General features: G+C 71.9%; 18 protein-coding genes and 1 pseudogene. 8 read left to right on the forward strand and 11 right to left on the reverse strand.

What is annotated here, in order from left to right:
• Positions 1–402 precede the first annotated feature (402 nt).
• Positions 403–1,572, reverse strand: a complete 1,170-nt coding sequence (locus OG408_RS02705) for a S1 family peptidase (RefSeq protein ID WP_266787283.1) — start codon at positions 1,570–1,572, stop codon at positions 403–405.
• 304 nt (positions 1,573–1,876) lie between these two features.
• Between OG408_RS02705 and OG408_RS02710 the strand changes: the two genes are divergently transcribed.
• A complete protein-coding gene (locus OG408_RS02710; RefSeq protein ID WP_285564045.1) occupies positions 1,877–2,908 on the forward strand; it encodes an SCO7460 family lipoprotein in 1,032 nt (343 codons plus the stop codon).
• Positions 2,909–2,950: 42 nt separating this feature from the next.
• Here OG408_RS02710 and OG408_RS02715 read toward each other — a convergent pair whose 3' ends face one another.
• The 4 genes from OG408_RS02715 to OG408_RS02730 all read right to left on the reverse strand — a co-directional run bounded on the left by OG408_RS02715 (position 2,951) and on the right by OG408_RS02730 (position 7,159).
• Positions 2,951–4,474, reverse strand: coding sequence for a carboxylesterase/lipase family protein (locus tag OG408_RS02715; protein ID WP_266787607.1), 1,524 nt, complete (start codon positions 4,472–4,474; stop codon positions 2,951–2,953).
• A gap of 189 nt (positions 4,475–4,663) precedes the next feature.
• The gene (locus OG408_RS02720; RefSeq protein WP_266787279.1) at positions 4,664–5,113 is read right to left on the reverse strand and encodes a spore-associated protein; all 450 of its coding nucleotides are present in this window, start codon (positions 5,111–5,113) and stop codon (positions 4,664–4,666) included.
• 150 nt (positions 5,114–5,263) lie between these two features.
• Complete coding sequence (locus OG408_RS02725; protein WP_326667933.1) at positions 5,264–6,349, reverse strand: PP2C family protein-serine/threonine phosphatase; 1,086 nt, start codon at positions 6,347–6,349, stop codon at positions 5,264–5,266.
• 270 nt (positions 6,350–6,619) lie between these two features.
• Complete coding sequence (locus OG408_RS02730) at positions 6,620–7,159, reverse strand: helix-turn-helix domain-containing protein (RefSeq protein WP_285564046.1); 540 nt, start codon at positions 7,157–7,159, stop codon at positions 6,620–6,622.
• A gap of 36 nt (positions 7,160–7,195) precedes the next feature.
• On the opposite strand from OG408_RS02730, the gene OG408_RS02735 reads away from it, so the two are divergent.
• The 3 genes from OG408_RS02735 (at position 7,196) to OG408_RS02745 (ending at position 9,804) form a co-directional block, all read left to right on the forward strand.
• Positions 7,196–8,473 (forward strand): alpha/beta hydrolase family protein, encoded by a 1,278-nt coding sequence (locus OG408_RS02735; protein ID WP_326667936.1) that lies wholly within the window; start codon positions 7,196–7,198, stop codon positions 8,471–8,473.
• Positions 8,474–8,609: 136 nt separating this feature from the next.
• The gene (locus tag OG408_RS02740; RefSeq protein WP_266787271.1) at positions 8,610–9,095 is read left to right on the forward strand and encodes a potassium channel family protein; all 486 of its coding nucleotides are present in this window, start codon (positions 8,610–8,612) and stop codon (positions 9,093–9,095) included.
• A 184-nt stretch (positions 9,096–9,279) separates the two neighbouring features.
• Positions 9,280–9,804, forward strand: a complete 525-nt coding sequence (locus OG408_RS02745; RefSeq protein WP_266787269.1) for a hypothetical protein — start codon at positions 9,280–9,282, stop codon at positions 9,802–9,804.
• Positions 9,805–9,922: 118 nt separating this feature from the next.
• On the opposite strand, the gene OG408_RS02750 is transcribed toward OG408_RS02745, so the two are convergent.
• A complete protein-coding gene (locus OG408_RS02750) occupies positions 9,923–11,176 on the reverse strand; it encodes an amidohydrolase (RefSeq protein ID WP_326667940.1) in 1,254 nt (417 codons plus the stop codon).
• Positions 11,177–11,277: 101 nt separating this feature from the next.
• Positions 11,278–12,081, reverse strand: a pseudogene (locus tag OG408_RS02755) (isocitrate lyase/PEP mutase family protein); the annotation flags it as partial.
• Between the two features lie 128 nt (positions 12,082–12,209).
• Here OG408_RS02755 and OG408_RS02760 point away from each other — a divergent pair.
• Entirely contained in the window at positions 12,210–12,914 is a 705-nt protein-coding gene (locus OG408_RS02760) for an ArsR/SmtB family transcription factor (RefSeq protein ID WP_266787262.1), read from the forward strand.
• A gap of 273 nt (positions 12,915–13,187) precedes the next feature.
• Entirely contained in the window at positions 13,188–13,622 is a 435-nt protein-coding gene (locus tag OG408_RS02765) for a nuclear transport factor 2 family protein (protein WP_266787260.1), read from the forward strand.
• Positions 13,623–13,730: 108 nt separating this feature from the next.
• Here OG408_RS02765 and OG408_RS02770 read toward each other — a convergent pair whose 3' ends face one another.
• Positions 13,731–15,755 (reverse strand): prolyl oligopeptidase family serine peptidase, encoded by a 2,025-nt coding sequence (locus OG408_RS02770; RefSeq protein ID WP_326667943.1) that lies wholly within the window; start codon positions 15,753–15,755, stop codon positions 13,731–13,733.
• A 109-nt stretch (positions 15,756–15,864) separates the two neighbouring features.
• Positions 15,865–19,266, reverse strand: a complete 3,402-nt coding sequence (locus tag OG408_RS02775; protein ID WP_326667945.1) for a CARDB domain-containing protein — start codon at positions 19,264–19,266, stop codon at positions 15,865–15,867.
• Positions 19,267–19,638: 372 nt separating this feature from the next.
• Between OG408_RS02775 and ligD the strand changes: the two genes are divergently transcribed.
• Positions 19,639–20,607, forward strand: a complete 969-nt coding sequence (gene ligD, locus OG408_RS02780) for a non-homologous end-joining DNA ligase (protein WP_326667947.1) — start codon at positions 19,639–19,641, stop codon at positions 20,605–20,607.
• A 37-nt stretch (positions 20,608–20,644) separates the two neighbouring features.
• Here ligD and OG408_RS02785 read toward each other — a convergent pair whose 3' ends face one another.
• Complete coding sequence (locus OG408_RS02785; protein ID WP_326674457.1) at positions 20,645–21,463, reverse strand: isocitrate lyase/PEP mutase family protein; 819 nt, start codon at positions 21,461–21,463, stop codon at positions 20,645–20,647.
• A 137-nt stretch (positions 21,464–21,600) separates the two neighbouring features.
• Here OG408_RS02785 and OG408_RS02790 point away from each other — a divergent pair, with 137 nt between their 5' ends.
• Entirely contained in the window at positions 21,601–22,404 is an 804-nt protein-coding gene (locus tag OG408_RS02790; protein ID WP_326667949.1) for a methyltransferase domain-containing protein, read from the forward strand.
• A 65-nt stretch (positions 22,405–22,469) separates the two neighbouring features.
• Here OG408_RS02790 and OG408_RS02795 read toward each other — a convergent pair whose 3' ends face one another.
• Positions 22,470–23,423 carry an immunity 49 family protein gene (locus tag OG408_RS02795; protein ID WP_326667951.1) on the reverse strand — a complete coding sequence of 318 codons (954 nt, stop codon included), beginning with the start codon at positions 23,421–23,423 and terminating at the stop codon, positions 22,470–22,472.
• Positions 23,424–23,524: the final 101 nt, after the last annotated feature.

Genomic DNA, 23,524 nt, shown 5'->3' on the forward strand with positions numbered 1-23,524 from the left:
GTTGCCGACGGCGCGCCGCGGGAGCTGCGCATGGTGTGGGGTGCTGCGCTCGGCGCAGCGAAGGAGGTGGTGCGGCTCCGATGGCGGAGCGGTGGAGCGCGGCCGGGACGGGAAGATCGTCGTGGCGCGGCCGGCTGCGGTGGGTTCCTGGTCAGCCGTGACCGTGCAGGGCGCGGCAGCGCGCCTGGGGAGCGGCGGGGCCCAGCAGGTGAGGCACCTGTCGCAGGCACTCCCTCACCGCATCTGTGTGACCCATGAGTGGAGTGTACGTCCCGCGGGCCGTGCCGGATCCCGGTCGTGGTCGCGGCCCGGAGGGGCGGGGTCCGGGCAGCGCACCGGGGGCCTGCCACGCGGGAGCGGTGTGCTCCCGTGCGACAGGCCCCCGGGACCGGTCGGCCGGCGTCAGGCCGTGTGCAGTGTCAGCCCGTACCGGTTCAGGATCTCGTTGATCGGCTGGTGCCAGGTCTCACCGCCGGAGCTGCAGTTGCCCCACCCGCCCGAGGTGACGCCCTGCGCCTGGTCGCCGCTGATGAAGGATCCGCCCGAGTCGCCGGGTTCGGCGCAGACGCTGGTCTTGGTCATCTCGTGCACCGCGCCCTGGCTGTAGTTCACCGTCTCGTTGGTGGCGAGCACGTTTCCGCAGTGCCAGTGCGAGGTGGAGCCGGAGCGGCAGATCGAGGCCCCGACCGGGGCCACGGCGGAGCCGCGGACCAGCTGGTCGGAGACGGTGCCCCAGCCCAGGACCACGGGGACGGTCCACCAGCCGTTGCCCACGCTGACCCAGGCGTAGTCGTCACCGGGGAAGGAGGATCCCTGGAAGTTGCCTATGCCCGAGCCGTCCCATCCGCTGACGGAGGCGCCGGCCTGCCCGCAGTGTCCGGCGGTGACGAAGCCGCCGTACACGGAGAAACCGATGGAGCACCGGACGTTCCCCGTGTAGTAGGGGTCGCCGCCCACCGTCCCGGCGGAGAGGGTCCGCGGCGCCTCGTCGGTCTGCTCGACGGTGACGGGGCCGGCGTTCCTGGCCTGCGCCAGGAAGGTGCGGACATCGTTGTCAGACTGCGCGGAGGCGACGACGTCGACGACGACCTTGTTCGCCTCGGGGTCGACGTGCCAGCTGCTGACGCCGGCGGGTGCGTGGAGCCGGTCGAGCTTCGCCTTGACGGCGTCGAGGCTGCGTTCGGTGTGGGTCACCAGGCGGACGGCGGCACCCGTCGCCCGCACGGCGGCCGCCTGCTTCCGGCTGGTGACGGCGACGGTCAGGCCGCCCGTCGACGCGTCGAACCAGGAGCCGCCGTAGGAGGCTCCGGCGGCGCGTCGCGCCTCGGGCTGTATCGCGGTCGCGGTCTTCTCCGCGGTGAGCCGCGCCCGGGCCTGACTTTCCGTCAGACCGAGGTCCTGCTGCATGGCGGCGATCAGACCGGTGGAGGCCTGACGGGTGTCGGTCCCGACGGCGGTGGGGGCGTCCGCGGCGGAGGGAGAGGCGGAGGCGGAGGGGAACCCCGCGCCCGCCCAGGCTCCGACGAGGAGCACGGCGGACAGAGCGGTTCGTAAAGCCGTGGTGCGTCTCACGGTATTGGCCCTTCTGTTGTTCCGGCGTGGTGGGGGAGGAACAGCAGGCGTCCGGGAGGCGTCTCGTCTGAGAGCGCTCTCAGAGTGTGCCGATCCGGACTGTAGCCCAGAGTCGTTTGCAGGTCCATGCCAATGACGCGGCCGGAACGGGCCGCGTACCGATGACACCCGGGGACGCCGGGGCCCGCACATTGAGTAGGCGTACTCATCCGGCAGGCCAGCCCCGGTCCTACCTTCACATCAGGTGAACGAAGCGGGGCCGCGCCGGACTTACGGGCACGGCACACGGGCGAGGAGAGCGGACATGGGCGGGCCTCCGGGAACACGCAGGTTCAGGGCCGGGGTCACCGGCGCGCTGGTGTGCGCGGTCGCACTGACACTCGCCGGCTGCGGCGTGGTGAGCACCAAGGAGGACCGGCGCTTCGCCGAGAAGCTCGCCGAGGCGCACTACCCGGGCGTGCTCCGGGTCATCGGCGCCCGCACGCTGTTCCCGCAGTCGGGCGGCTCGGAGATCACCTTCGCCGTGGCCGACGACCCCGACGCGGTCGTCCGGATGCGGGTCGACGCCGAGGCCGGCACGTGCAACACGCATGCCTGCAAAGGAGTTCTCGACGACGCGGTGGAGCGCGGGCGGTCCGAGGCGGCCGGGCTGCGCGTGCTGATCCGTACGTTCCGGAGCTGCGGCTACGAGGTGGTCGGGGTCGAACCGTCGTCCGGCGCCCCGTGGATCGTGGCCTCCCTCACCAACGCCACCGTGACCCGCGTCCTGGCGGACATCGGCTCGTGCGTACGGAAGTGGAAGGAGTCGGACACACGCGGGGACCGGCCCGCCGGCCGGCCGGGCGCCTCGGTGAACCTGGCGTCGCCCTCGGTCGCCGGGAACCGCCCGGCCGGCAATAAGTCCCAGCCGACGGCGATGCGGCTGAGCGAGACCCGCCTCCTGGCGGCCCTCCAGTCACGCCCCTACTACGCCGCGAGCTATACGGCGGCGGACGGCCGGCTCGACACCGCGGGGCGGGCGCGGATCGTCAGACCCTTCGCGACGCAGCAGAGGTTCGCCCGCACCGCGCAGCAGGCCGTCAGGACACAGCTGCTGGCCACGCACCCGCGTGTGCAGGTCAGCGAGTTCAGCGGGGTGTGGAGTCTGGAGCCGGGGACCGTCGACCGACTCACCGGGTACGTCCTCTACTGCGAGGAGCCGGACCGGGACAAGCGGTGCCTGGGCGACAAGGCCGTGGTCGTCACGACGGACGTGCGCGGCAACCCGGTGGGGCAGCCGCGCCCGGTCGGCACGGTCCGCCAGGGCCGGGGCCCCTTGCGGCTTCCGCCCTTGTGACACGTACGCGGACGGGTTCACGCACACGTCGGTGCGTGCGCATCAGGGCAGTTCGGGGCGGTAGGCGAACGGCTCCCACAGGGCGCGCAGCGCCTCGGCGTCCTGCCAGAAGTCGGGTCCCGCAGCGGACTCCGCCGTTCCCCAGATCCTGATCGCGTCGCCCGGGGCGGCGCCGGCCGGCTCCCACCCGGGGTCACCGGAGGCCGCGAAACCGGCCCAGGCCGCCACCATCCGGGCCGAGAGCCGCCGGTCATCGCGCGTGGGCGGGCCGCCGATCAGAAAACGGACGCTCTCCTCGTCCGGATTCCCGAAGGCGAAGGGCACGTCCGCGCAGTGCCAGGCGAACACCCCCGGCTCCGAGCCGCCCCGCTGCCGGGCGAAGCGCGAAAGGAAGGTGCGTCCTCCGGCGCGCACCTGCGCGTCGGCGAGCCGGTTGCTGTACTCGCCGAAGCTCCGGTCCCCGTACAGCGCGAGCTGGATGTCACGCACGCCCGCATCGGGCACGAGACGGCGATACCCGGCCGGCAGGGAGTCCGGGAGCCCGAAGTCCTTGGTGAAGCGGGCCAGTTCCTCCTCGGTCGTGACCTCGGTACAACTGCCGACGGCGGCGAGCAGCCAGTACTCCTGTGTCGTGTGACAGACCAGGAGATCGATGTCCGGGGCCGCCCCTGCCGCGATCAGTTCCAGTGGCTCGGCGCGCAGGAGCCGGCCGTCGGCGACCGGGCCGAAGACGACCGGGTCCCAGGAGAGGCGCCCGGCGGAGGGGTCCTGCCGGTATCCGTCGACGACCGCGTCGGACGCCTGGACCAGGGCCTGTGCGGACAGGGCCGTCAGTCCGGCCCGGGTCGCGGGCGCTCCCGCAGCGGCTGCCACCTGCCGTGTGAGGTGTGCGGCGAGCTCCGGCGCGAAGACCGGGCCGACCGCGCTGTGGGCGATCGCGCGCCGGAACAGCCCCCGTGCCCGGTCCATGGTCATCAGACACGCGACGGACGTCGCCCCGGCGGACTGCCCGGCCACGGTGACGTTGTCCGGCGCTCCCCCGAAGGCCGCGATGTTGTCACGTACCCATTCCAGTGCGGCGATCTGGTCGAGCAGCCCGCGGTTGGGCGGGCAGGCGTCAGCGCCGTCGGCCGGGACGTGGCCGAACCCCTCGAATCCGAGACGGTAGTTGAGGGTGACCACCACCAGGCCGGCGCGCACGAGCGCGGAGCCGTCGAAGTCGGGCTGGGCGCCGGACCCGAAGGTGTAGGCGCCACCGTGGATCCAGACGAGCACGGGCAGCGGGCGCTCGGCGGCGCCCTGCTCGCGCTCGGGCGTCCAGACGTTGAGGCTGAGCACGTCCTCGTCGCCCGGGGACCACCGCGGCGCGCCCGGCAGCTCCGCCGACTGCGGCGGGACGGGGCCGTGCTCCACGCAGTCGCGGATGCCCCGCCAGGGCCGCCGGGGGCGCGGCTCCCTGAACCGGTCGGCCCCGAACGGCGGTTCGGCGTACGGGATCCCGAGTACGCGGACGACGCCCCGGTCCGGGCGTCGTCCGCGCACCCGGCCGCTCGCCGTGTCGAACACGATCGTCAAGGCTGCTCCGCCGTCCTTCGCTCCCCGCCCGGCCGGGCGGGGATGATCACCAGGACACCATCGCCCGTGATCCGTCGCGCGGGCAACCGCATTGCCGGCAGACCGGACCGGCCGTCGCATGTGTGACGGCCGGTCCGGGAGAGCGGCGGTGCGGTTCAGGACGGCCGGCGGGCCGCCGGATCAGCGGATCTCGGTGACCCGGTGCTCCTTGCGTGCCGCGCAGTTGGAGTTGTCCACCGAGACGTACACGTTGGCGATGTTGCCGCCCCAGCTCACGCAGTGGCCCTTGCCGTAGACGTAGGCCGGTCCGGCGTACGACGTGTAGTTCCCGTTGTCCCCGGCCCACTCGTCGGTGTCGGGCACGTAGACGTACGTCGACATGTCCTTGGCCGTGCCCGGGTTGGCGCGGATGGTCGCGACGCAGTTCTTGCCGTTCGAGGGGTTGTAGGTCAGGTAGACGGTGCCCAGCGAGCCGACGGGCACCGAGTTGACGGTCTTGTAGGCACTGCCGCACACCCGCTGCGGAGTGACGTTGGGTGCGGCGGAGGCGGTGGTCCCGAACACCGCCGTGGCTCCCGCCACCAGCGTGGTCAGCGCTCCGACAGTTGCGATATTGCGCGCACTTCGCATATTTCCCCCTTGTGTCCCTGAGAGCTGATTGCTCCCACTTGTTGGGACCCGCGAGGGCTGGGGATGGTTGTGCCGGATACACGACGAAGCACAAATGGACCTATGGATCATCCGATCGGACATAAGGCGACACGGTGAGGCCGGAAAGCGTCAGACGTGTTCGCGCCCCGCTCGCTCCTCCGCCGGCAGCCGCTCCAGAGCGACCATGGCGACGTCGTCCCCCAGACTGCCGCCCGCATGGCGCAGCAGGTCCGCGCAGAGGTACGTCAGCAGGGAGTCGGGAGTGTCGCCGCGGCGCGCGGCGAGCCGTTCCAGCAGGGGGTAGAAGTCCCCGGCCGCGTTCCTCGCCTCGATGACCCCGTCCGTGTACAGGAGCAGCAGATCGCCGACGCCGAATCGGAAGGGCTCCGGAGTGAACCGCGTGACCAGCAGGTGGGCGAGCCCCAGGGGCGGTGCGGGTTCCCGCACGTTCAGGGAGGTGATCCGGCCGTCGCGCAGCACGAGCGGAGGAGGGTGTCCGCAGTTGATGAGCGAGAGGCCGTCGCCCGCGTCGGGGATGTCGAGCACGGCGGCGGTGACGAACCCCTCGGCGGTGCTCTCAGCCTCCTCTCCCCCGTCGCCGGCCGCCATGTCCGCCCGGTGCCCGGCGACGCCCTGCTCCAGCTGCTCCACCAGGCCGGGCAGCGAGGAACCCTGGTGCGCGAGGGCCCGGAAGGCCCCGAGGACGCTCGCGGCCTCACCGATCGCGTCGAGTCCCTTGCCCCGCACGTCACCGATGATCAGCCGTGTCCCGGAGGCGGTGCGGGCCCTGGCGAAGAGGTCGCCGCCCAGTTGCGCCTCGGCCGCCGCCGCGAGGTAGATCGAGGCGGTGCGCAGCGGCCCGCTGCGCACCGGCAGCGGGCGCATCACCACGCGCTGCGCGGCCTCGGCCACCGCCCGCAGCTGCGTCATCCGCGACGCGTTCCGCTCACGCACGTGGGCGAAGAGGGTGACGAGGACCGAGATCAGGAACAGGGCGATGATCTGGTAGGTGTGGTTGAGGTCGGTGAGGCTGGTGCGTATGACGGCGACCAGGGTCTGCGCGAGTACCGCGACGGCCCCGACGAGCGCCGTCATCCGCGGTCCGGCGAACGACGCCGTGACCGCGGGCGCCGCCACCAGGAACGGGCCCATGTGGACGTCCGGCGGCACGCTGACGTCGACCGCGGTCACCGCGGCGATGAGAGCGAAGGGCATCACCAGGAGAGCCTTCCCCGGGCGCCCTGAGACGTGGAGCGACTGCGCGAACCGCCGGAAGTTCATGATTCCGGCATACCTCAGACGGCCCGCCCCCGCCCGGCCGAACGCCGTGACCTGGCCCGATCGCACCAAAATGATCAGGGGCACATCAACACATCGCGCCCTGGGTGCCCGAGGAGCGGCGGCCCTGTTCAGGCAGCGCGAGCGGTCCGGTGAGCATCCCCGGCACTGTCGGCCGGCCCTCCGGCCGCCACGGCGGCCGAGCGGTCACTCGCCCTCCTGGCGCGGGCCCTCCACCGGGAAGTGGATCGGGCTCAGCAGGTACTGCGAGCGCTCGGGGTTCGGCCCGTTCGACAGTCTCGGCGCGATGGCCGCACGCAGGTCGGCGATCAGTCCGTCGAGTTCCGCCGGGCTGAGCCAGAGCGCATGCTGCCGGTAGCCGACCCGGTCGGCCACCGGGTCGGCACCGTCGCGGTCGAGATAGACCTGGAACTCCGCCAGCAGGGCGGTCATCGCGGTGGCGAAGGCCTGCCTGTGGTCGTCGGCGGTCAGGACGCGGCCCGGATCGATCACGGCCCGGTCCCGGCGCAGCCGGTAGTGGCGTTCCACCGCGCCCCGCACCCGGCGCTCCTCGGCCACTTCCAGGACCCCGCCGGACGCCAGCAGTTCGATGTGGCGGTAGACGGTGGCCTTGGACGCCTCGGGAATGCGGGTGCAGAGCTGAGTGGTGGTCAGCAGTCGTCCGCCGCCCATCGCGTGAATGATCCGCAGCCGGATGGGGTGGGCCAGGAGCTCCAGGGAATCCATGCACGAACCTTCTCATGACTGCTACCTTTCTCAATCATGCGAACGGATGAAGTGATGGCGCTCGACGTGGTGCGGGGCCTGGCCAAGCTGTTGCGGGCGGAGCGATTCGCCGAGGTGGTGGAACTGTTCGCGCCCCCGCTGCGCGCCGCGGTCTCCGCGGACGCGCTGCGCCTGGCCTGGGCGGCCGAGACCGCAGGCCGGGGCGGGGTCAGGGAGATCGGGGAGCCGGTGCCAGCAGCCGGCGATGGCGCCCCGGTGCGCGTGTTCCTCCCGGTGACGTGCGCCGACGGCCCTCTCACCGTGATCACGTCGGTGGGCGAGGACGGCCTGTTGCAGGGCCTGCGGCTCGACGGGGGCAGTGGCACCGAGTGGCAGCCGCCGTCCTATGCGGCGACGGACCGGTTCACCGAGCGGGAGGTCGTGGTCGGCACCGGTCAGCTCGCCGTGCCCGGCACCCTCAGCCTGCCCGTCGGCCCCGGTCCGTGGCCCGCCGTGGTGCTGCTCAGCGGCGGCGGCGCGTTCGACCGCGACGAGAGCAGCGGCCCCAACAAGCCGCTCAAGGACCTCGCCTGGGGGCTCGCCTCCCGGCAGGTGGCCGTCCTGCGTTTCGACAAGGTCACCTTCACGCAGCCCGGCCGTCTGCCGCCGGACTTCACCATGGCCGACGAGTACGTGCCGTACGCACGGGCCGCGGTCCGGCTGCTCCGGCAGGAGGCGACGGTGGACGCGGACCGGGTCCACCTCGTCGGTCACAGCATGGGCGGCAAGGCGGCGCCCCGGGTCGCCGCCGCCGAGCCGTCGGTCGCCGGCCTGGTCCTGCTCGCGGCGGACGCCCAGCCGATGCACGAGGCGGCCGTACGGGTGGCCCGCCACCTCACCTCGCTCTCCCCCGGCCCGAGCGCGGACGCGACGGTGGCGGCGCTGGTCCGGCAGACGGCGCTGGTGGCGGGCTCCGGCCTCACACCCGACACCCCGGCGGAGCTGCTGCCGCTCGGGTTCTCCGCCGCCTACTGGCTCGATCTGCGCGCCTACGATCCCGTCTCCACGGCCGCCTCGCTGACCTGCCCGATGCTCGTCCTGCAGGGCGGCCGGGACTACCAGGTGACCGTCGCCGACGACCTGGACCGCTGGCGGGGCGCCCTGGCGGACCGGCCCGACGTGACCTTCCGGATCCATCCGGACGCCAACCACCTGTTCATGACCGGTCGCGGCCGGCCGACGCCTGCCGAGTACGCACGGCCGGGCCATGTCGACACCGCCGTCGTCGACGAGATCGCGGCCTGGGTGACCCGTCGGCGCCACACGACGGAGTGACGGCAGCCGGCAGGACGGGGGGCGTGATGTTCGAGGTCCGGCCGGTTTTCCGGCGTGTGTCGGGCCTCCACCGCGCGTTCACACGGGTAGCGTCGCCGGAGACCTTCCCGTAACCCGGCGCCCGGGAGATCCGCCCGTGCAGCAGTCCTTCTTCCAATTGGTCGGCCGCCTCCTGAGCGACCCGCGGTGGCGCGCCTTCCACGTCCGGGCGGCGCTGGGCGTCACGTCCGCGACCGCCGCCGTCCTGCTGGCCGGCTCGGCGCTCGTCGTGCCCGCCGAGAGAGGTGCTGCGGGCGCGAACATCACCTCCTTCCCCAAGGCCGTCTGGTGGTCGATCGAGACGGCGACGACGGTGGGATACGGCGACCTCTACCCGGTGACCGCGTGGGGCCGGGTCATCGCGTCCGTGACGATGCTCGCCGGGATCACCACGTTCGGCATGGTCACCGCGGCGATCGCCACCTGGTTCGTCGACCGGGCGCAGAAGGAGGCGCGCGAGGTCGGCACGGCCGTACGGCGGGTCTCCCGCGAGGGCGAGGAAGCGGTCGGCTCGGAGATGCGGGTCCTGCACCAGCGCTTCGACCGCATCGAGGAGTTGCTGGAGCGTCACGGCGAGCGCTGACCGGAAACCGCCTCGCGGCGTATGCCGGATTCGCGCCGGACGAACGGCCCTTGACGTGGCGGACGGCACTGTCATCCCTTCCCCCTTCCCCTTCTTTCGGGGCCGAAGATCCACTACCCTCACACCTTGTTCACATTCATGAAGCAATGGCCTGTGGTTCACGGCCGGGGTGGGGTAGCGGCGTATGCGCGATCGTAGACATGGGAGATGGAGCGCTCTGGTCGGGGTGACGGCTCTCGCCTTCTCCCTCCTGACCGCCGCACCGGCACTGGCCGACGAGGCGCCGGACGGGCTTCAGGCCGTGTCGATCCCGGCGGATGCGGAGATCATCGAGGCGACGGCCCCGGAGCTGGGTCCGGAACTTCCCGCCGAAGGATCGGCAGCCCAGGCCGTCTCGCCGCCGGTCGACTGCCTCGGACAGACCGCCGCCTACGGCGCCGAAGGCTGCTTCAAGCACTACGGCGACACCGTGTGGGCGGGCGACACGGAGAAGGACGGCATGTCGGCCGCCATCGGCATCTACACCGACTACGGGCGCGCGGCCGCCGTCTGCATCAACAACCGTGGCGTGAACACGTGGGCCACGTGCAAGTACGACTACTGGGAGAAGGGACACGTGCAGTTGCGCGTGTTCCGCTACGACAGCGACACGGACACCTTCTACCAGCCCGAGAAGTGGTCGAGCTGGATTCCGGTCGACGGCGCCTGATCCGCCGTCCCGAGCAGTGAACCGACCGGTCGCGGCGCCCACATGGCGCGCCGCGGCCGGTCCTGCTGTCCGGGCAGGTGTCAGCCGCCCGGGCGGCCACAGAACGGGCGCACCGCGGTCACCCCTTGCCGAGCCAGGTCAGAGCCGCCACGACCAGGGCCTCCACACCGGTGCTCAGCGTCGGCTCGATGACGGGTGCGAAGAACGGGGAGTGGTTGCCCGGCAGTTCGTCCATCCGCCCTTCGGTGAACGCGGCGACCGTCGACTCCGTCTCCAGCCCGCCCCAGAACCAGAACACGGTCGGCACACCGAGCGACTCACCGAACACCCCCACGTCCTCGCTCGCGTTCACCTGCGGCATCGGAAGAATCCGCTGCGCACCGAAGTACTCGGAGAACGCCGCAACCGTCCTCTCCGTGGCCGCCGGCTCGCTGACGAGGGCGGGTGCGGAGGCGAACCACCTGAACTCCGGATCCCGTTCGGCGCCACTCGTCCGCGACTCCCCCACCACGACGCGTTCGACCGCTGCGCGGACCAGATCGCGTACGGCCGGTGTGAACGAACGTACGTTGACGCCCAGTTCGGCCTTGTCGGGGATGATGTTGTCCTTCGTGCCGGCCTGCAGACGGCCCACCGTCACCACGGCGGTCTCGGCCGGAGGCACCTCGCGCGCGACGATGCCCTGCAGCCGCGTGACCACGTTCGCCGCCATCAGCACCGGATCGATCGTCGCCTCCGGCCGGGACCCGTGTCCGCCGCGGCCGTGGAGCGTGATGTCCAGCGAGTCGGCGGCGGCCATGACCGGTCCGGTGCCGTACCCGATGAAGCCGGCGGGCAGCGGTCCGACGTGCTGGCCCAGGATGATGTCCGGCCGGGGAAAGCGTTCGAAGAGTCCGTCGTCGACCATCCCCCGAGCACCGACCGCCAGTTCCTCGGCCGGCTGGAACACCACCAGCAGTGTGCCGCTCCACGCGTCCCGGGTCTGCGCGAGCAGCGCGGCCGCACCGGCCAGGCAGACGGCGTGCATGTCGTGCCCGCACGCGTGCATCACCGGCACTTCGTGGCCGTCGCCCGCCACGGCACGCGCCGTGCTTGCGTAGGGCAGTCCGGTCCTCTCCTCGACCGGCAGCGCGTCGAAGTCCGCGCGCACCATCACCACCGGGCCGTCCCCGTTGCGCAGGACGCCCACCACACCGGTGAGACCGACCCCTTCGGCCACCTCGTCGAAACCCGCGGTCCGCAGTCGCTCGGCCAGCAGCGCCGCGGTCCGGATCTCCTGCAACGACAGCTCCGGATGGCGGTGCAGATCCCGATAGAGCTCGGCGAGGTCCTCACGCATCCGCGGCAGGCCCGCAGTCACCGTTCCGACCATGTCCCACACCCTCCTGTGCACCGATCCGAGCACCGTACCTCCCGGTCGGTCCGGCGGCGCGGCGGGCCCGACGCTCCGCCGCGCGTCGCAGCGGTCCGGCGCTACCGGCCCTGCGGGCGGGTGCCGGAATCCTCCGCGGTCCCCGCCAGGGCCTGCACCTCGGCGTAGGACAGGACACCCCGGTCCGCGTGCCGCCCGTCACGGATGGCGACTGCCGTGTCCACGGCAGCAGTGAGCGCCGCGCGGTAGAGGAGCGAGCCGAGACTGACCCTGCGTACGCCCAGCTCCGCCAGCTCGTGGAGCGTGGGCCCGGCCGGTGTGTACAGGATGTTCAACGGTACGGCGAGCACCGAGATCAGGCCGGCGATATCGTCCGGATCGGTCAGCCCCGGCACGAACACCCCGTCGGCACCGGCCTGTTCGTAGCATCCGAGGCGCGTCGCGGTCTGCTCCTCCTGCCGGGCCGACCAGTAGGTGTCGGTGCGCGCGTTGACGAACAGCGCGGGAGCGGCTTCCTTGACCGCGGCGATCTTCGCCGCGGTCAACTCCATGGGTGCCAGCGTGCCGTCGGGGCGGCCGTCCTCCAGGTTGATCCCGGCGGCGCCGGCCTCGTACAGCGTCCGGGCCAGTTCGGCCACCTCCGCCACGTCATCGCTGAAGCCGCCCTCGGCGTCGACGGTGAAGAGGAACCGCTCCTCCCCCAGGCGGCGGGCCAGGTCCACGGTCGCCCCCGCCGTGGCGGCCGCCCCGTCCGGCAGACCGGCGGCAGCGGCCACGCCCAGGCTGGTGGTGCCGACGGCCGCGAAGCCCTGCCCGGCCAGGGCCGCGGCGGACGCGTGGTCCCAGGCATTGGGCAGCAGCAACGGGGCGGCCAGGTGATGGAGGCTGGCGAACGGCGTCGGCGGGCCGTCCTCCGCGACCGGCGGGCGCGGATCGGAGGGGTCGGGCTCATGCGTCGGGTGCGTCATGATCCCGACGGTAGTGCCGGTACGGTTCGGCGCACCCCGAACCGTTGCGGCGGCATCATGGCCGCATGTCCTCACTCGCCGAGACCGCCGCCCTGCTCGCCGACCGCACCCGGGCCGTCTTCTGCCAGACGCTTCTCGACGGCCGCGCCTGGACCGCCGGCGAGCTCGCCCGGGTCGCCGGGGTCAGCCCGTCCAGTGCGAGTGAGCAGCTCTCCCGCCTCATCGAGGGCGGGCTGCTGGCCGAGGAACGGCAGGGCAGGCACCGCTATGTGCGGCTGGCCGGGCCGGAGGCGGCCGCCCTGATCGAGGCCGTCGCCTCCTTCTCGCCGCACACCCCCAGCCCCCGTAACCTGCGCCAGTCGGTTCGGCTCAGCGCCGAGGCGAGGGCGCGTACGTGCTACGACCATCTCGCCGGGCACCTCGGCGTGACCCTGGCCGACGCGATGGTCTCCCGCGGTCTGGTCTCCGACGAGTCCGGACTGGCCGTCACCCCGGCGGGCCGGGAGTGGCTGGCCGGCACGCTGGACTACCGGCACCCCTCGGGCTCCCGCCGGCCCTTGGTGCGCAGTTGCCTGGACTGGACGGAACGCCGGTCGCATCTGGCCGGAGCGCTGGGGGCGGCCCTGTGTGCGGCGGCGCTGGAGCGGGGGTGGGTGCGGCGGGTCGGTTCGGGGCGGGCGGTGAAGGTGACGCCGGCAGGTGCCGGGGCGTTCCGGGAGCTGCTGGGGGCGGAGACCGGCGGCCCCGTCCAGGGCGTGTTTCGAAAGTAGCGCCGTCCGCCCGAAGGGCGGGCTCGGCGGCGTCTGGTGCGTGCGATCGCAAGGCGGAGGGTCGCCCCGATACTGGGTGTATCGGGGTGATCCCGACAACGCGGCGAGGGCGCGTGCCAGGCGTCGCCGAGCAGGCGGGACTTTCGAAACACGCCCTGGCGCTGCCCGCTCATTACCCCGGAGGTAATCGACCGTTCCGCCCTTCCCCGGCAGGGTTGAGCACATCGACGGACATCCCCGCCGATGCCCCGGCCCAGCAACGAGGAGCACGCCATGTCCGCCACCTCCCCCGGCTCCACCACCGTCACCGACGCCACCCGCGCCGTCGTGCAGGAGTTCCTGGCCGCCCGGCTGGACGGGGACACGGACCGGATCGCCGCGCTCTTCGCCGACGAGGTCGACTGGCTCCTGGCGGAGAACCCCGTCGTCCCGTGGATCCGCCCGCGGCGCACCGCGGCCGAATGCGCCGCTCAGGCGGCTGAGCTGGCGCGGCACACCGTGCCCGAGGACGCGCGTGCGTCCGTCGGCACCTTCCTCGTCGACGGCGCCGACGCCGTGCTGACGGGTCATCTGTCGGGAACCGTTCGGGCCACGGGCAAGGCCTTCGCCGGCCCGTTCGCACTCCACCTCACCGTCGAGGACGGCCGCATCACCCGGCACCACCTCTACGAGAACAGCCTGTCGATCGCCGAGGCCTGCACCCCGTGAGGGAACGGCGGAGTTCCGCCCGTCCGGCACCACCTCTACGAGAACAGCCTGTCGATCGCCGAGGCCTGCACCCCGTGAGGGAACGGCGGAGTTCCGCCCGTCGCCCGCTCAGGGCGTGTCGCGCGTGAGGTGCTGCCACAGGAAGGTGTGTACCAGGGCGTTGTTGTGGGCCGCCTGTTCGTTGTCGCCGGCGCCCGCGTGGCCGCCGCCGGTGTTCTCGTGGAGCAGGACCCGGTGGCCGAGTTCGCGCAGCCGTGCGGCCGTCTTACGGGCGTGGCCGGGATGGACGCGGTCGTCACGGGTGGAGGTCGTCAGCAGCAGCGGCGGGTAGGCGCGGTCCGCGTCGAGCCGGTGGTACGGGGACAGATCGCTGAGGTGCTCGCGGTCGGTGCGGTCGTCCGGGTTCCCGTACTCGGCGATCCAGGACGCCCCGGCGAGGAGTTCGTGGAAGCGGAGCATGTCCAGCAGCGGCACCTGCGCGACGATCGCACCGAACAGTCCGGGGTAGCGGGTGACCATCGCCCCCATGAGGAGACCGCCGTTGCTGCCTCCCGTGGCGCCGAGCATGGCCTCGGTGGTGACGCCCCGTGCCACGAGGTCGGCGGCGACGGCCGCGAAGTCCTCGAAGGCCCGCGCCCGGTCCGCCCCGAGCGCGGCCCGGTGCCAGGCCGGTCCGTACTCGCCGCCCCCGCGGATGTTCGCGATCACATAGGTGCCTCCTCGTTCCAGCCACGCCCGGCCCGTCACCGCGCCGTACGAGGGGGTCAGCGAGACCTCGAAGCCGCCGTAGCCGTAGAGCAGCGCGGGGCCGGGGCCCGTGGCGGTGCGGTCGGGGCCGATCACGAAGTACGGCACACGTGTGCCGTCCCCGGAGACGGCGAAGTGCTGCTCCACCGACAGACCGGCGGTGTCGAAGCGGGCCGGCGCCTGCTTGACGATCTCCGTGCCGCCGCCGACGGTGCCGTGGTGGAGGGTGGACGGCTGCAGGAATCCCGAGACGTCGAGGAAGTACTCGTCGGAGACGTCCGGATCCGTGTCCACGACGCTGACGGCCGACAGCTCCGGAACGTCTGCGAGCGGTGCGCGGGTCCACCCGTCGCCGGGGACGGGGGTGAGCACCTCGATGCGGGTGCTGACGTCGTGCATCGTCTCCAGGATCAGGTGGTGACGGGTCCAGGTGTGTCCGGCCAGGGCCGTTCGCGCGTCCGGGGTGAACAGGGCCTGCGGGGTGCGGTCGCCCGCCAGGAAGGCGTCGAAGCCGAAGGCCAGCAGTGAGCCCGCGCGGTGGCCGAGCCAGTCGGACTTCAGGGTGACGATCAGGTGCTCACGATGGGCGTAGGCGTCGGCGTCGTCGGGAACGTCGATCCGGACGAGCGAGGAGCCCGCGGTCAGGAGGTACAGCTCGCTGTGGTGGAAGTCCGTCGACCTGACGACGAAGTCCCGTTCGAAACCGGGTGCGGTGTCGTGCCAGGCACCGGCCGCCACGTCCGCCGTCTCGCCCTCGAAGACCGTCTCGGCCTCGTCCAGCGGCGTACCCCGGTGCCATCTGCGGACGGTCCGCGGGTAGCCGGAATCGGTCAGCGAGCCCGGGCCCGTGTCGGTGCCGATGAAGACGGTGTCGGCGTCGATCCAGCCGATCCGTGTCTTCGCCTCCGCCACCCGGAAGCCGTCCTCGACGAACGTACGCGTGGCGAGGTCGAACTCGCGGACCTCCACGGCGTCACCGCCGTCGCGCGAGAGGCTGACCAGCGCCCGGCCGCAGTCGGGGCGGCGCAGCCGCGCTCCGGCCCACATCCACTTCACGCCCTCCGTCTCGGCGAGTGCGTCGATGTCGAGCAGGACCTCCCACGCGGGCACGTCGGTGCGGTACTCCTCGGTCGTCGTGCGCCGCCACACACCGCGTACGTGCTCGGCGTCGCGCCAGAAGTTGTAGAGGAAGGCCCCGTGGCGCGAGACGTACGGGATCCGGTCCGGGGCGTCCAGCACCTCCCGTATGTACTCCTTGAGGGAGGTGAACGCGCCGTCGGCCGCCAGCGCGGCCTCCGTCTCGGCGTTCCGCTCGGCCACCCAGGCGAGGGCGGCCTCTCCCTCGATGTCTTCCAGCCACTGGTACGGGTCGTTGTCGATCACCATCGAATTGTGCAGGCTCCCGGGGCGCGCCGGGACCACATCCGGCCGGTGCGGCCGGAGCCGCCCGGCGTTCCGCGGGTGAGGCGGATCGCCGGACGGCTCCGGTGCGGGACTACTTCCGGGCCGACGCCCCTCCCGCGCCGCCGTTGATGACGAACTGTGATCCGGGTTCGACGAGCACGTCGCCCTGGGCCGAGCCGGTGATGGTCACACCGGTCAGCGTCGCGCTGCCGCGCGCGCCGCCCATCGCGAGGATGCCGGACCCGTTGAGGGAGTTCTCGATGCGGACGTTCGAGATCTCCGCGCCGGGCACCGTCCCGCCGCCCGACTTGAACTGGATCCCGTCGTACGTCGAGTCGTAGATGTCGGTGTCGCGGATCGTGACACCCGGGATGTCCTGGCTCGCCGCGAACAGGGTGATGGCGCCGAACTCCTGGGCCTCGCCCCAGAACGCCCCGCCCGTGCGGTGGAGTGCGTTGTTGGCGATCAGCGTCTTCCCGGAGAAGGGCAGCGGATCGTGGTCCGTGGCCAGCATGATGCCGGGGTAGTTCATCGTGTCGGAGATGATGTTGTTCTCGATCGTGTTGCCGTAACCGCCGTAGACCGCGATGCCGTTGGCCCTCCAGGGGAGCTGGATCGTGTTGTTGCGGAAGTGGTTGTCGTGGCCGATGTCCACCGACTGGTTCTTCACGTACTTGCTCGACCAGACGGCCAGCGAGTCGTCACCGGTGTAACGGAAGGAGGAGTTGAACACCGTCGAATTGCGTGTGCCGTTCGCGAAGTTGATGCCGTCCGCGTACGTGTCGCGAATCCGCATCCCGTTGAACTCGACGCCGTCGCCCGGGCCCCAGAGCTCCGGGATGTTGTCGTAGTCGCGGCCGACCCACACACCCACGTTGGCGTGCTCGAGCCACACGTTGGTGATCTTGGTGTCCTTGCCGAAGCGGCCGTTGAGACCGACGCCGCCCTCGGCGTTGCCGTCACCGCCCCGGATGGTGCCGGAGCCGAAGATCGCGATGTCCGAGATCTGGGTGTTGTCGTCGATGTCGAAGCCGAAGTTGCCCTCGTGCGGGTGGTTGATGCCGCCCGCGTCCTGCGGCGCGGTGAGGGTGTAGAGCTGCGAGTGCCACATGCCGGCGCCGCGGATCGTGACGTCACTGATGCCGACCTGGTTGTACTGGCCCCGGTTCAGCGGGTCGTCGGTCAGGATCTTCTGCTCCTGCCGCCACTGTCCCGCCGGAATCCACACACAGCCGATGTCACCGTTCTGGTCGGCCGTCACCGCCCGCTGGATGGCGTCGGTGTCGTCGATCCCGTCGTTCGGCACCGCACCGTAGGCGGTGATCGAGGTGCAGCCGGCCGGCTGGGCGGACGCCGGTGCCACCTGCTCCAGGTCGACGAGGTCGATGACGTAGAAGGAGGCGGAGTCGCCCGCGTCGCGCTGGAGACGGAACTTCGTCCCGGCGGGGTAGGTCTGGCCGAGAAGGGCGTTGGACTCGTCGAACATCCTGCGGGCGTCGCCCGACGGCCGGTTGGTCAGCCCCTCCGGGCTGTCCGTGTCGCCGTACAGCCAGCTGTGCTTGGAGGAGAGCGTCAGCTTCCGGACGAAGGTGTTGTTGACGTACAGGCTGATGGTGGCCTCGGCGCCGCCGCCGGCGGGGGCGTCGGGTATCGAGTTGCGGACCACGATCGAGTTCGACGGCACGGTCGAGGTGACCTCCACGAACTGGCCGGTGGAGTCGAGCCGCACGGACTGGCGGCCGGAGGACTCGGTGGCGAAGTTGGTGTGCCCGAAGGTGCGCTTCTGGTCGGTCTTGAGCAGCGTGCCCTGGTAGGCACCGGCCTCCGCCTCGTACTCGGTGTACGGGACCGCGGCCCCGCGCCCGACCACGATGGAGCGCGAGAAGACGTTGTTGTTCTCGTTGGTCTCCTCGACGACCCCGGTCGCGTCCGCGGTGGCCGTCAGGTTGGCGCCGCCGCTCTTGGCGGTCCAGCTCCCGCTGAGGGGGACGGTGACCGTGCCGCCGGCGGGGATCGTGCCGGTCGTACCGTTCAGCGTGGTGCTCTCCACGAGGAGGCGGGTGACCGTCGGGGAAGTGACCGCCGTGGTACCGCGATTGTGTACGGAAGCGGTGAACGTGACCGCAGCGCCGACGGCGGGGTTCGAGGGGCTGGAGGTGATGCCGAGCACTTCGAGGTCGGGGCCGGGGCTCTGCGCGATCTGGAGCTTGGTGGCGGCGGTGCGGCTGTTGTTGCTGTTGTCCTGCTCGACGATGGTGTCGGTCGGGTCGACGACCGCCGAGACGCTGTAGGCGCCCATCGGCCGCTTGCCGACGCCGACCTGCACGGTGGCCGTGGCTCCGGCGGCCAGGGCGCCCACGGGTGCGCTGCCCGCGACCACGCCCTCGACGCTGACGTCGACCGTCGTCGCCGCGGCTGCGGCGGTGCCCGTGTTGCGTACGGTGGCCGCGACGGTGACGTCGTCCTTCTCGGACGGCGACGCGGGCGACCAGGTCAGGTCGGAGACGGTCAGGTCGGGGTTGGGGGCTGCGGTGCCGACGACCTGGACCTCCGCGACCTGGGCGCCGGGAGCGCCGGTGTTGGAGAAGAACTTGAGCTGCGCGTCCGCGAACCGCCCGCTGACGGGGATCGTGACCGTGTTCTGGCTGCCGGAGGGGTTGAAGACGTAGTCGGCCCGGGCCTTCAGCGAGGTGAAGCCGGTGGCCGACTGGGCGCGGCCGAGCACCTCGATGCTCTGGGTGCGGGTCGCCCAGGCCTGGTCCGGGGAGAGCTTGACGACGACGGCCTCGATGTCGGCGTCGGCGCCGAGCTTCACCGTCAGGGTCGAGGGGTATCCGTTCGACTCCCAGTACGTGGTGAGCTTGTCGTCATTGGCGTTGGGCGCCACATAGCCCTGCACGAACGACGATGCCTCGATGGGCTTGTTCAACGCCAGGTTGGACCCGACGGCGGGTGACGGGCCGCCGGGGTCGGTCCCGGCGGCCTCGCCGTGGACCTCCACCTGGGAGAGCTGGGCGGCGCTCCAGCCGGTGTTGGCGGTCACCTGCACCCGGATGTACCGCGTCTCCTTCGCGGTGAACCCGATGGTGACGGTGTTGCCGGCCGAGGGGCTGAACGCGCGTGCGGCCGAGGCGGACAGGGCGCTGAAGGTGCTTCCGTCGGTGCTGCCCTGGATGGCGAGGGTCTGGGTCCGCGCCTCCCAGGTGGCCGGCAGCTTCAGGACCACCTGGTCGACGTCGAACCGGCCGCCGAGGTCGATCCTGACCCACTGCGGGAATGCGCCGGCGCCCTCCCAGTACGTCTGCTGGCTGCCGTCGGTGACGTTGGACGCCGGGTAGGCACCGTGCGACCCGCCGGCCGTCACCTGCTTACCGAGGGCCAGGTCGGGGCCCTGCTCGGCGGCCGAGGCGGCGACCGGCAGCAGCCCGACCGTCATCAATGCCGCCGTCACCGCTCCGACGGCGAACCGCCGTCCGAGTTGCTTCCATCTCATGCTGTCCTCTGTTCCGTGGGGCCGCGGGACCGGGAGCGCACGTGGAGGCGCCGCCGGCCTCACGACGCGTGCGGCGTCATGCGGTCGGCGAGGGCCGGATGCGGGCTGCCAGGTACACCGATGGGGGCGATCGGGGACGCCGGCAGGAGGGGAAAGCAGACCGCCCACCGGAAACACACGCTCATTGCCTGGATTTTTGAGTGATCTGGTTCATTTTTTGCGGCGTTGCGGTGACAGGTTTCTATCAGGTCACCAGTTTGTCAACGGTCCTCACACGGGCACCGCCCGCGGCCCGGCAGCGAACGGCCCCGCCGGCGGGCGTTCGCCCGCCCCCGGTCTGCGGAGATCCGCCCGCCGTTCGATCATCGAGGCATGGTCCCGAATCCTTCCGGCGCCCCGGAGCGGCCACCGTCGATCGCACCGATGCTGGCCGTGCCGGGGCCACTGCCCGTACCCGATACGGGCTGGGCGTTCGAGGCCAAATGGGACGGTGTCCGCTGCGTGCTGAGCACGACGGGCGACGGCACGGTGCGGCTGACCTCACGGGCGGGCAACGACGTCACCGCGACCTATCCCGAGCTGCGGGGACTGGGGCGCGCGCTGCGCGGGCGCGGAGTGGTCCTGGACGGGGAGATCGTCGTCCTCGACGCGTCCGGGCGGTCCGACTTCGGCCTGCTCCAGAGCCGGATGGGCGTGGCCGACCCACGCCGCGCCGCCCTCCTGGCACGGAGCTGCCCGGTCCACTTCATGATCTTCGACGTGATGTTCCTCGACGGCCGCACCCTGCTCGCCGCTCCGTACGCCGAGCGCCGCGAGATCCTGTCGGCCCTGGGACCGGCCGGTGCGCACTGGTCGGCGCCCTCCTACGTGCACGGCAACGGGACACAGGTATGGCAGGCCGTGGTGCGCGAGGGGCTGGAGGGCGTGGTCGCGAAGCGGCTGTCCTCCCGGTACACCCCGGGAGCCCGGTCGGCCCACTGGCGCAAGACCAAGCGGGTGGAGACCCTGGACGTGGTCATCGGCGGCTGGACGCAGAGACGAGGGGCACCCGCGGGTGTGCCGGGAGCGGTGCTCGTCGGCGTGGCCGAACCCGCCGGCCTGCGGTACGCCGGCTCGGTGGGCTCGGGCATGTCGGAACGCGAACAGAGCGAACTCACCGCGTACTTCGCGGTCATCGCACGGCCGACGTCACCGTTCGCCGGCCAGGTGGACGTGGCCGGCGCGCACTGGGTGGAACCTCGGCTGGTCGCGGAGGTCACCGCGTCGGAGTGGACCAGGGCGGGCCGGCTGCGCCATCCGGTCTGGCAGCGTCTGCGGCCGGACCTGACCCGGCTGGACTGACCGCCGCCGACCGTCACACGGACGGCTCCGTGGCCGGTCAGCAGGGTGACGACAGCAGTGTGTCGAGCTCCCGGAAGTCGATCGCGTCGGCAAGGGTGCTGTAGCCGCCGGAGCCGAACAGCTCGTCGGCGGCCCGGCGGGCGGCCGCGTACGCGGACTGCGCCACACCCGAGCCGAGACTCACACGGGCCACACCGAGCGAGCCCAGGACGGCCACGTCCGGTGCGCCGGGTCCGGCCATGATGTTCAACGGCACCGGGATTGCAGCGGCCAACGCCGCGACGGTCGCGGGGTCCGTGACACCGGGGACGAAGATTCCGTCCGCGCCGGCGTCGACGTACCGGTGCGCACGGTCCAGGGTGTCCTTCAGACGGGTGTCCGGATCACCGAGCCCGCGCAGGAAGGTGTCGGTCCGCGCGTTGAGGAAGAGGTCCGCGCCCGCCCGGTCAGCGGTCCTCCTGGCGGCGGCCAGGCGCTTCGCGAACTCGGCCGGGGGCCGGGTGCCGTCCTCGATGTTGACGCCGACGGCGCCCGCCTCGATCACCCCGGCCACGGTGTCGGCCACACCCGCGTCGTCCGTCCCGTACCCGCCCTCGATGTCGGCGGTGACCGGCACGGTGACGGCCGCAGCGATCCGGGCGACCAGGTCGAGCGCGCGGTCACGGGCGAGCGCGTCACCGTCCGGGGAGCCGAGGGACCAGGCGACTCCGGCACTGGTGGTGGCGATCGCCGGAGCACCCGCCGCCTCGATGACGCGCGCACTCGCGACGTCCCAGGCGTTGGCCAGCCTGAGGGGCGCGGAGGGCGTATGGAGGGAGCGGAGGATGCGGGCCTTGTCGGCGTACGCGGTGGTCATGCCGGAATGCGTGGTGGTCATGCCGGAATTCAAGCATCGGCCGATGCCCGCGATCTGGCGAGAATCCGACATCCACCTCACCCGCGCACGGCCTGGGGCGGCCGCTGGCCCGCCGACCCTTCTGCGAGGATTGCGCCATGGCTGAACACGACACGGAACACGGTTATCTGCTGGACAACCAGCAGTCCGAGGCGGGTATCCGCTTCGGCGCCCTCAGCGAGCTGTTCGATCCGGTGACGTTCCGGCATGTCGACCAGCTCGGCATCACGGCCGGAATGCGGTGCTGGGAGGTCGGGGCCGGCTCCGCGTCCGTACCCCGGGGGCTGGCCGGGCGGGTCGGCCCGACGGGCAAGGTCGTGGCCACCGACATCGACGTCTCCTGGACGCAGGACGTCGCCGACGGCGTCATCGAGGTGCTGCGCCACGACGTGGCGGCCGACCCGCCGCCGCCCGGCGGTTTCGACCTCGTCCACGCCCGGCTGGTCCTGGTGCACGTCACGGACCGGGCCGAGGCGCTGCGCCGGATGATCCAGTCGCTGCGACCGGGCGGCCGGCTGCTGCTGGAGGATGCCGATCCGGGCCTGCAGCCGTTGTTGTGCCCGGACGAGTCCGGCCCCGAACAGCGGCTCGCCAACCGGCTGCGCTTCGGTTTCCGTGCGCTGATGGCGGCACGCGGCGCGGACCTGACGTACGGACGGACCCTGCCCAGGCTGCTGCGCCAAGCCGGTCTGGAGGACGTCAGGGCCGACGCGTACTTCCCGATCACCTCGCCCGCGTGTGCCGTGCTCGAAGCCGCGACCGTACGGCAGATCCGCGGCCTGCTGGTGACGGAGGGGCTCGCCACCGACGAGGAGATCGACCGCCATCTGGCGAACGTCGCGACCGGGAGCCTCGACCTGGCGACCTCGCCCATGATCTCGGCGTGGGGACGCAAGCCGTGACCGCCCCGGCCATCCCTGGCCGCGTCCGACTGTACCGACAGCCCGGCACGGTGCCCGTTCCCGCCCTACTTGGCGGTCCAGCCGCCCAGGGCGTTCCGTCCGGCCTCCGCCGCCCGTCGCAGCGCGTCCGGGGAACCCAGTAGTCCGTGCGGCAGATAGCCGGACCGGATGCCCAGGTCCCATCCATGCACCTGGACGGCAAGGGCGGCGAGGGCGAGCGTGCCGAGCGGCAGCAGGGTCCTGACGGCGGGATCGGGTCCCACGCTCTTCCGGTGCTCGACGAGCCGGGCCGCGAGCGCCTCGTCGAAGGCGTGACGGTCGTCGTCGAGAAGGACGCGCAGGAGACGCTGGTCGGGTGTCAGGGGACCTACCGCGTCCAGTTTCCGAGCCGCCCCCGCCCGCTCCTCCACGTCGGGCTTGCACAGCGTCACGGTCGGCCAGTCGCGGGGCAGATGCCCGGACGACGCGGTCAGATAGCCGCACAGCGCGTCCATCGCGGCCAGGTCGGCCGGCTCGGAGAGGGAGTCGAACGTCGAGTACGGCACTCCGTCGCGCACCGCGGGCGCGTAGTCCTCCCGCAGCAGCAGGCCGATCACCCGCTCCCATTCCCCCACCAGACCGCTGACCAGGCAGAGCTCGAACGCGTCGCACCACGTCCGCGCCGTGGGAGCCGCCTCGACGAGGTCGCCGAACGCTATGTCCTCGCTGCTCAGCACCTCGTCGATCAGCGGAAACGCGATCTCCTGGTCGCCGTTGGGGAAGCAGCCCACGCTCAGCACTCCGAGCGAGCACTCGGCCGCGGTCCGCAGAGCGGCGCGCGCGACCTCGTCGGGCGCGGAATCCTCCGCGGTGCGGGCCGCGACGTGGTCGAGGAGCTCGTCACACGTCTCCCGCAGCCTCCCCGGGGACGCGTCGTCGTAGCGCATCCAGTGCCATCGCCCATGGGTCCGTCCGGCGATGTCCGCAAGCGCGTCCTCCCTGCGCTGCGTGCCGACCTCGTGGCACATCACTTCCCGCACAGCCCTCGCCGTCCCCTCATGATCGTTTCACCCGGATGCGGCACGCTACCAGCGGGCTCCGACACCACCCCGGCCCAACGGACCGGCGGAGCGCCGTGGGA

It is taken from the genome of Streptomyces sp. NBC_01257, assembly GCF_035917255.1.
Classification (GTDB): Bacteria; Actinomycetota; Actinomycetes; order Streptomycetales; family Streptomycetaceae; genus Streptomyces.

Coding starts and splice junctions, on each gene's coding strand:
- OG408_RS02735 (WP_326667936.1), top strand. CDS start 7,196: ATGCGAACGGATGAAGTGATGGCGCTCGACGTGGTGCGGGGCCTGGCC.
- OG408_RS02745 (WP_266787269.1), top strand. CDS start 9,280: ATGCGCGATCGTAGACATGGGAGATGGAGCGCTCTGGTCGGGGTGACG.
- ligD (WP_326667947.1), top strand. CDS start 19,639: ATGGTCCCGAATCCTTCCGGCGCCCCGGAGCGGCCACCGTCGATCGCA.
- OG408_RS02765 (WP_266787260.1), top strand. CDS start 13,188: ATGTCCGCCACCTCCCCCGGCTCCACCACCGTCACCGACGCCACCCGC.
- OG408_RS02790 (WP_326667949.1), top strand. CDS start 21,601: ATGGCTGAACACGACACGGAACACGGTTATCTGCTGGACAACCAGCAG.
- OG408_RS02720 (WP_266787279.1), bottom strand. CDS start 5,113: ATGCGAAGTGCGCGCAATATCGCAACTGTCGGAGCGCTGACCACGCTG.
- OG408_RS02775 (WP_326667945.1), bottom strand. CDS start 19,266: ATGAGATGGAAGCAACTCGGACGGCGGTTCGCCGTCGGAGCGGTGACG.
- OG408_RS02710 (WP_285564045.1), top strand. CDS start 1,877: ATGGGCGGGCCTCCGGGAACACGCAGGTTCAGGGCCGGGGTCACCGGC.
- OG408_RS02725 (WP_326667933.1), bottom strand. CDS start 6,349: ATGCCCTTCGCTCTCATCGCCGCGGTGACCGCGGTCGACGTCAGCGTG.
- OG408_RS02785 (WP_326674457.1), bottom strand. CDS start 21,463: ATGACCACCGCGTACGCCGACAAGGCCCGCATCCTCCGCTCCCTCCAT.
- OG408_RS02770 (WP_326667943.1), bottom strand. CDS start 15,755: ATGGTGATCGACAACGACCCGTACCAGTGGCTGGAAGACATCGAGGGA.
- OG408_RS02730 (WP_285564046.1), bottom strand. CDS start 7,159: ATGGATTCCCTGGAGCTCCTGGCCCACCCCATCCGGCTGCGGATCATT.
- OG408_RS02760 (WP_266787262.1), top strand. CDS start 12,210: ATGTCCTCACTCGCCGAGACCGCCGCCCTGCTCGCCGACCGCACCCGG.
- OG408_RS02750 (WP_326667940.1), bottom strand. CDS start 11,176: ATGGTCGGAACGGTGACTGCGGGCCTGCCGCGGATGCGTGAGGACCTC.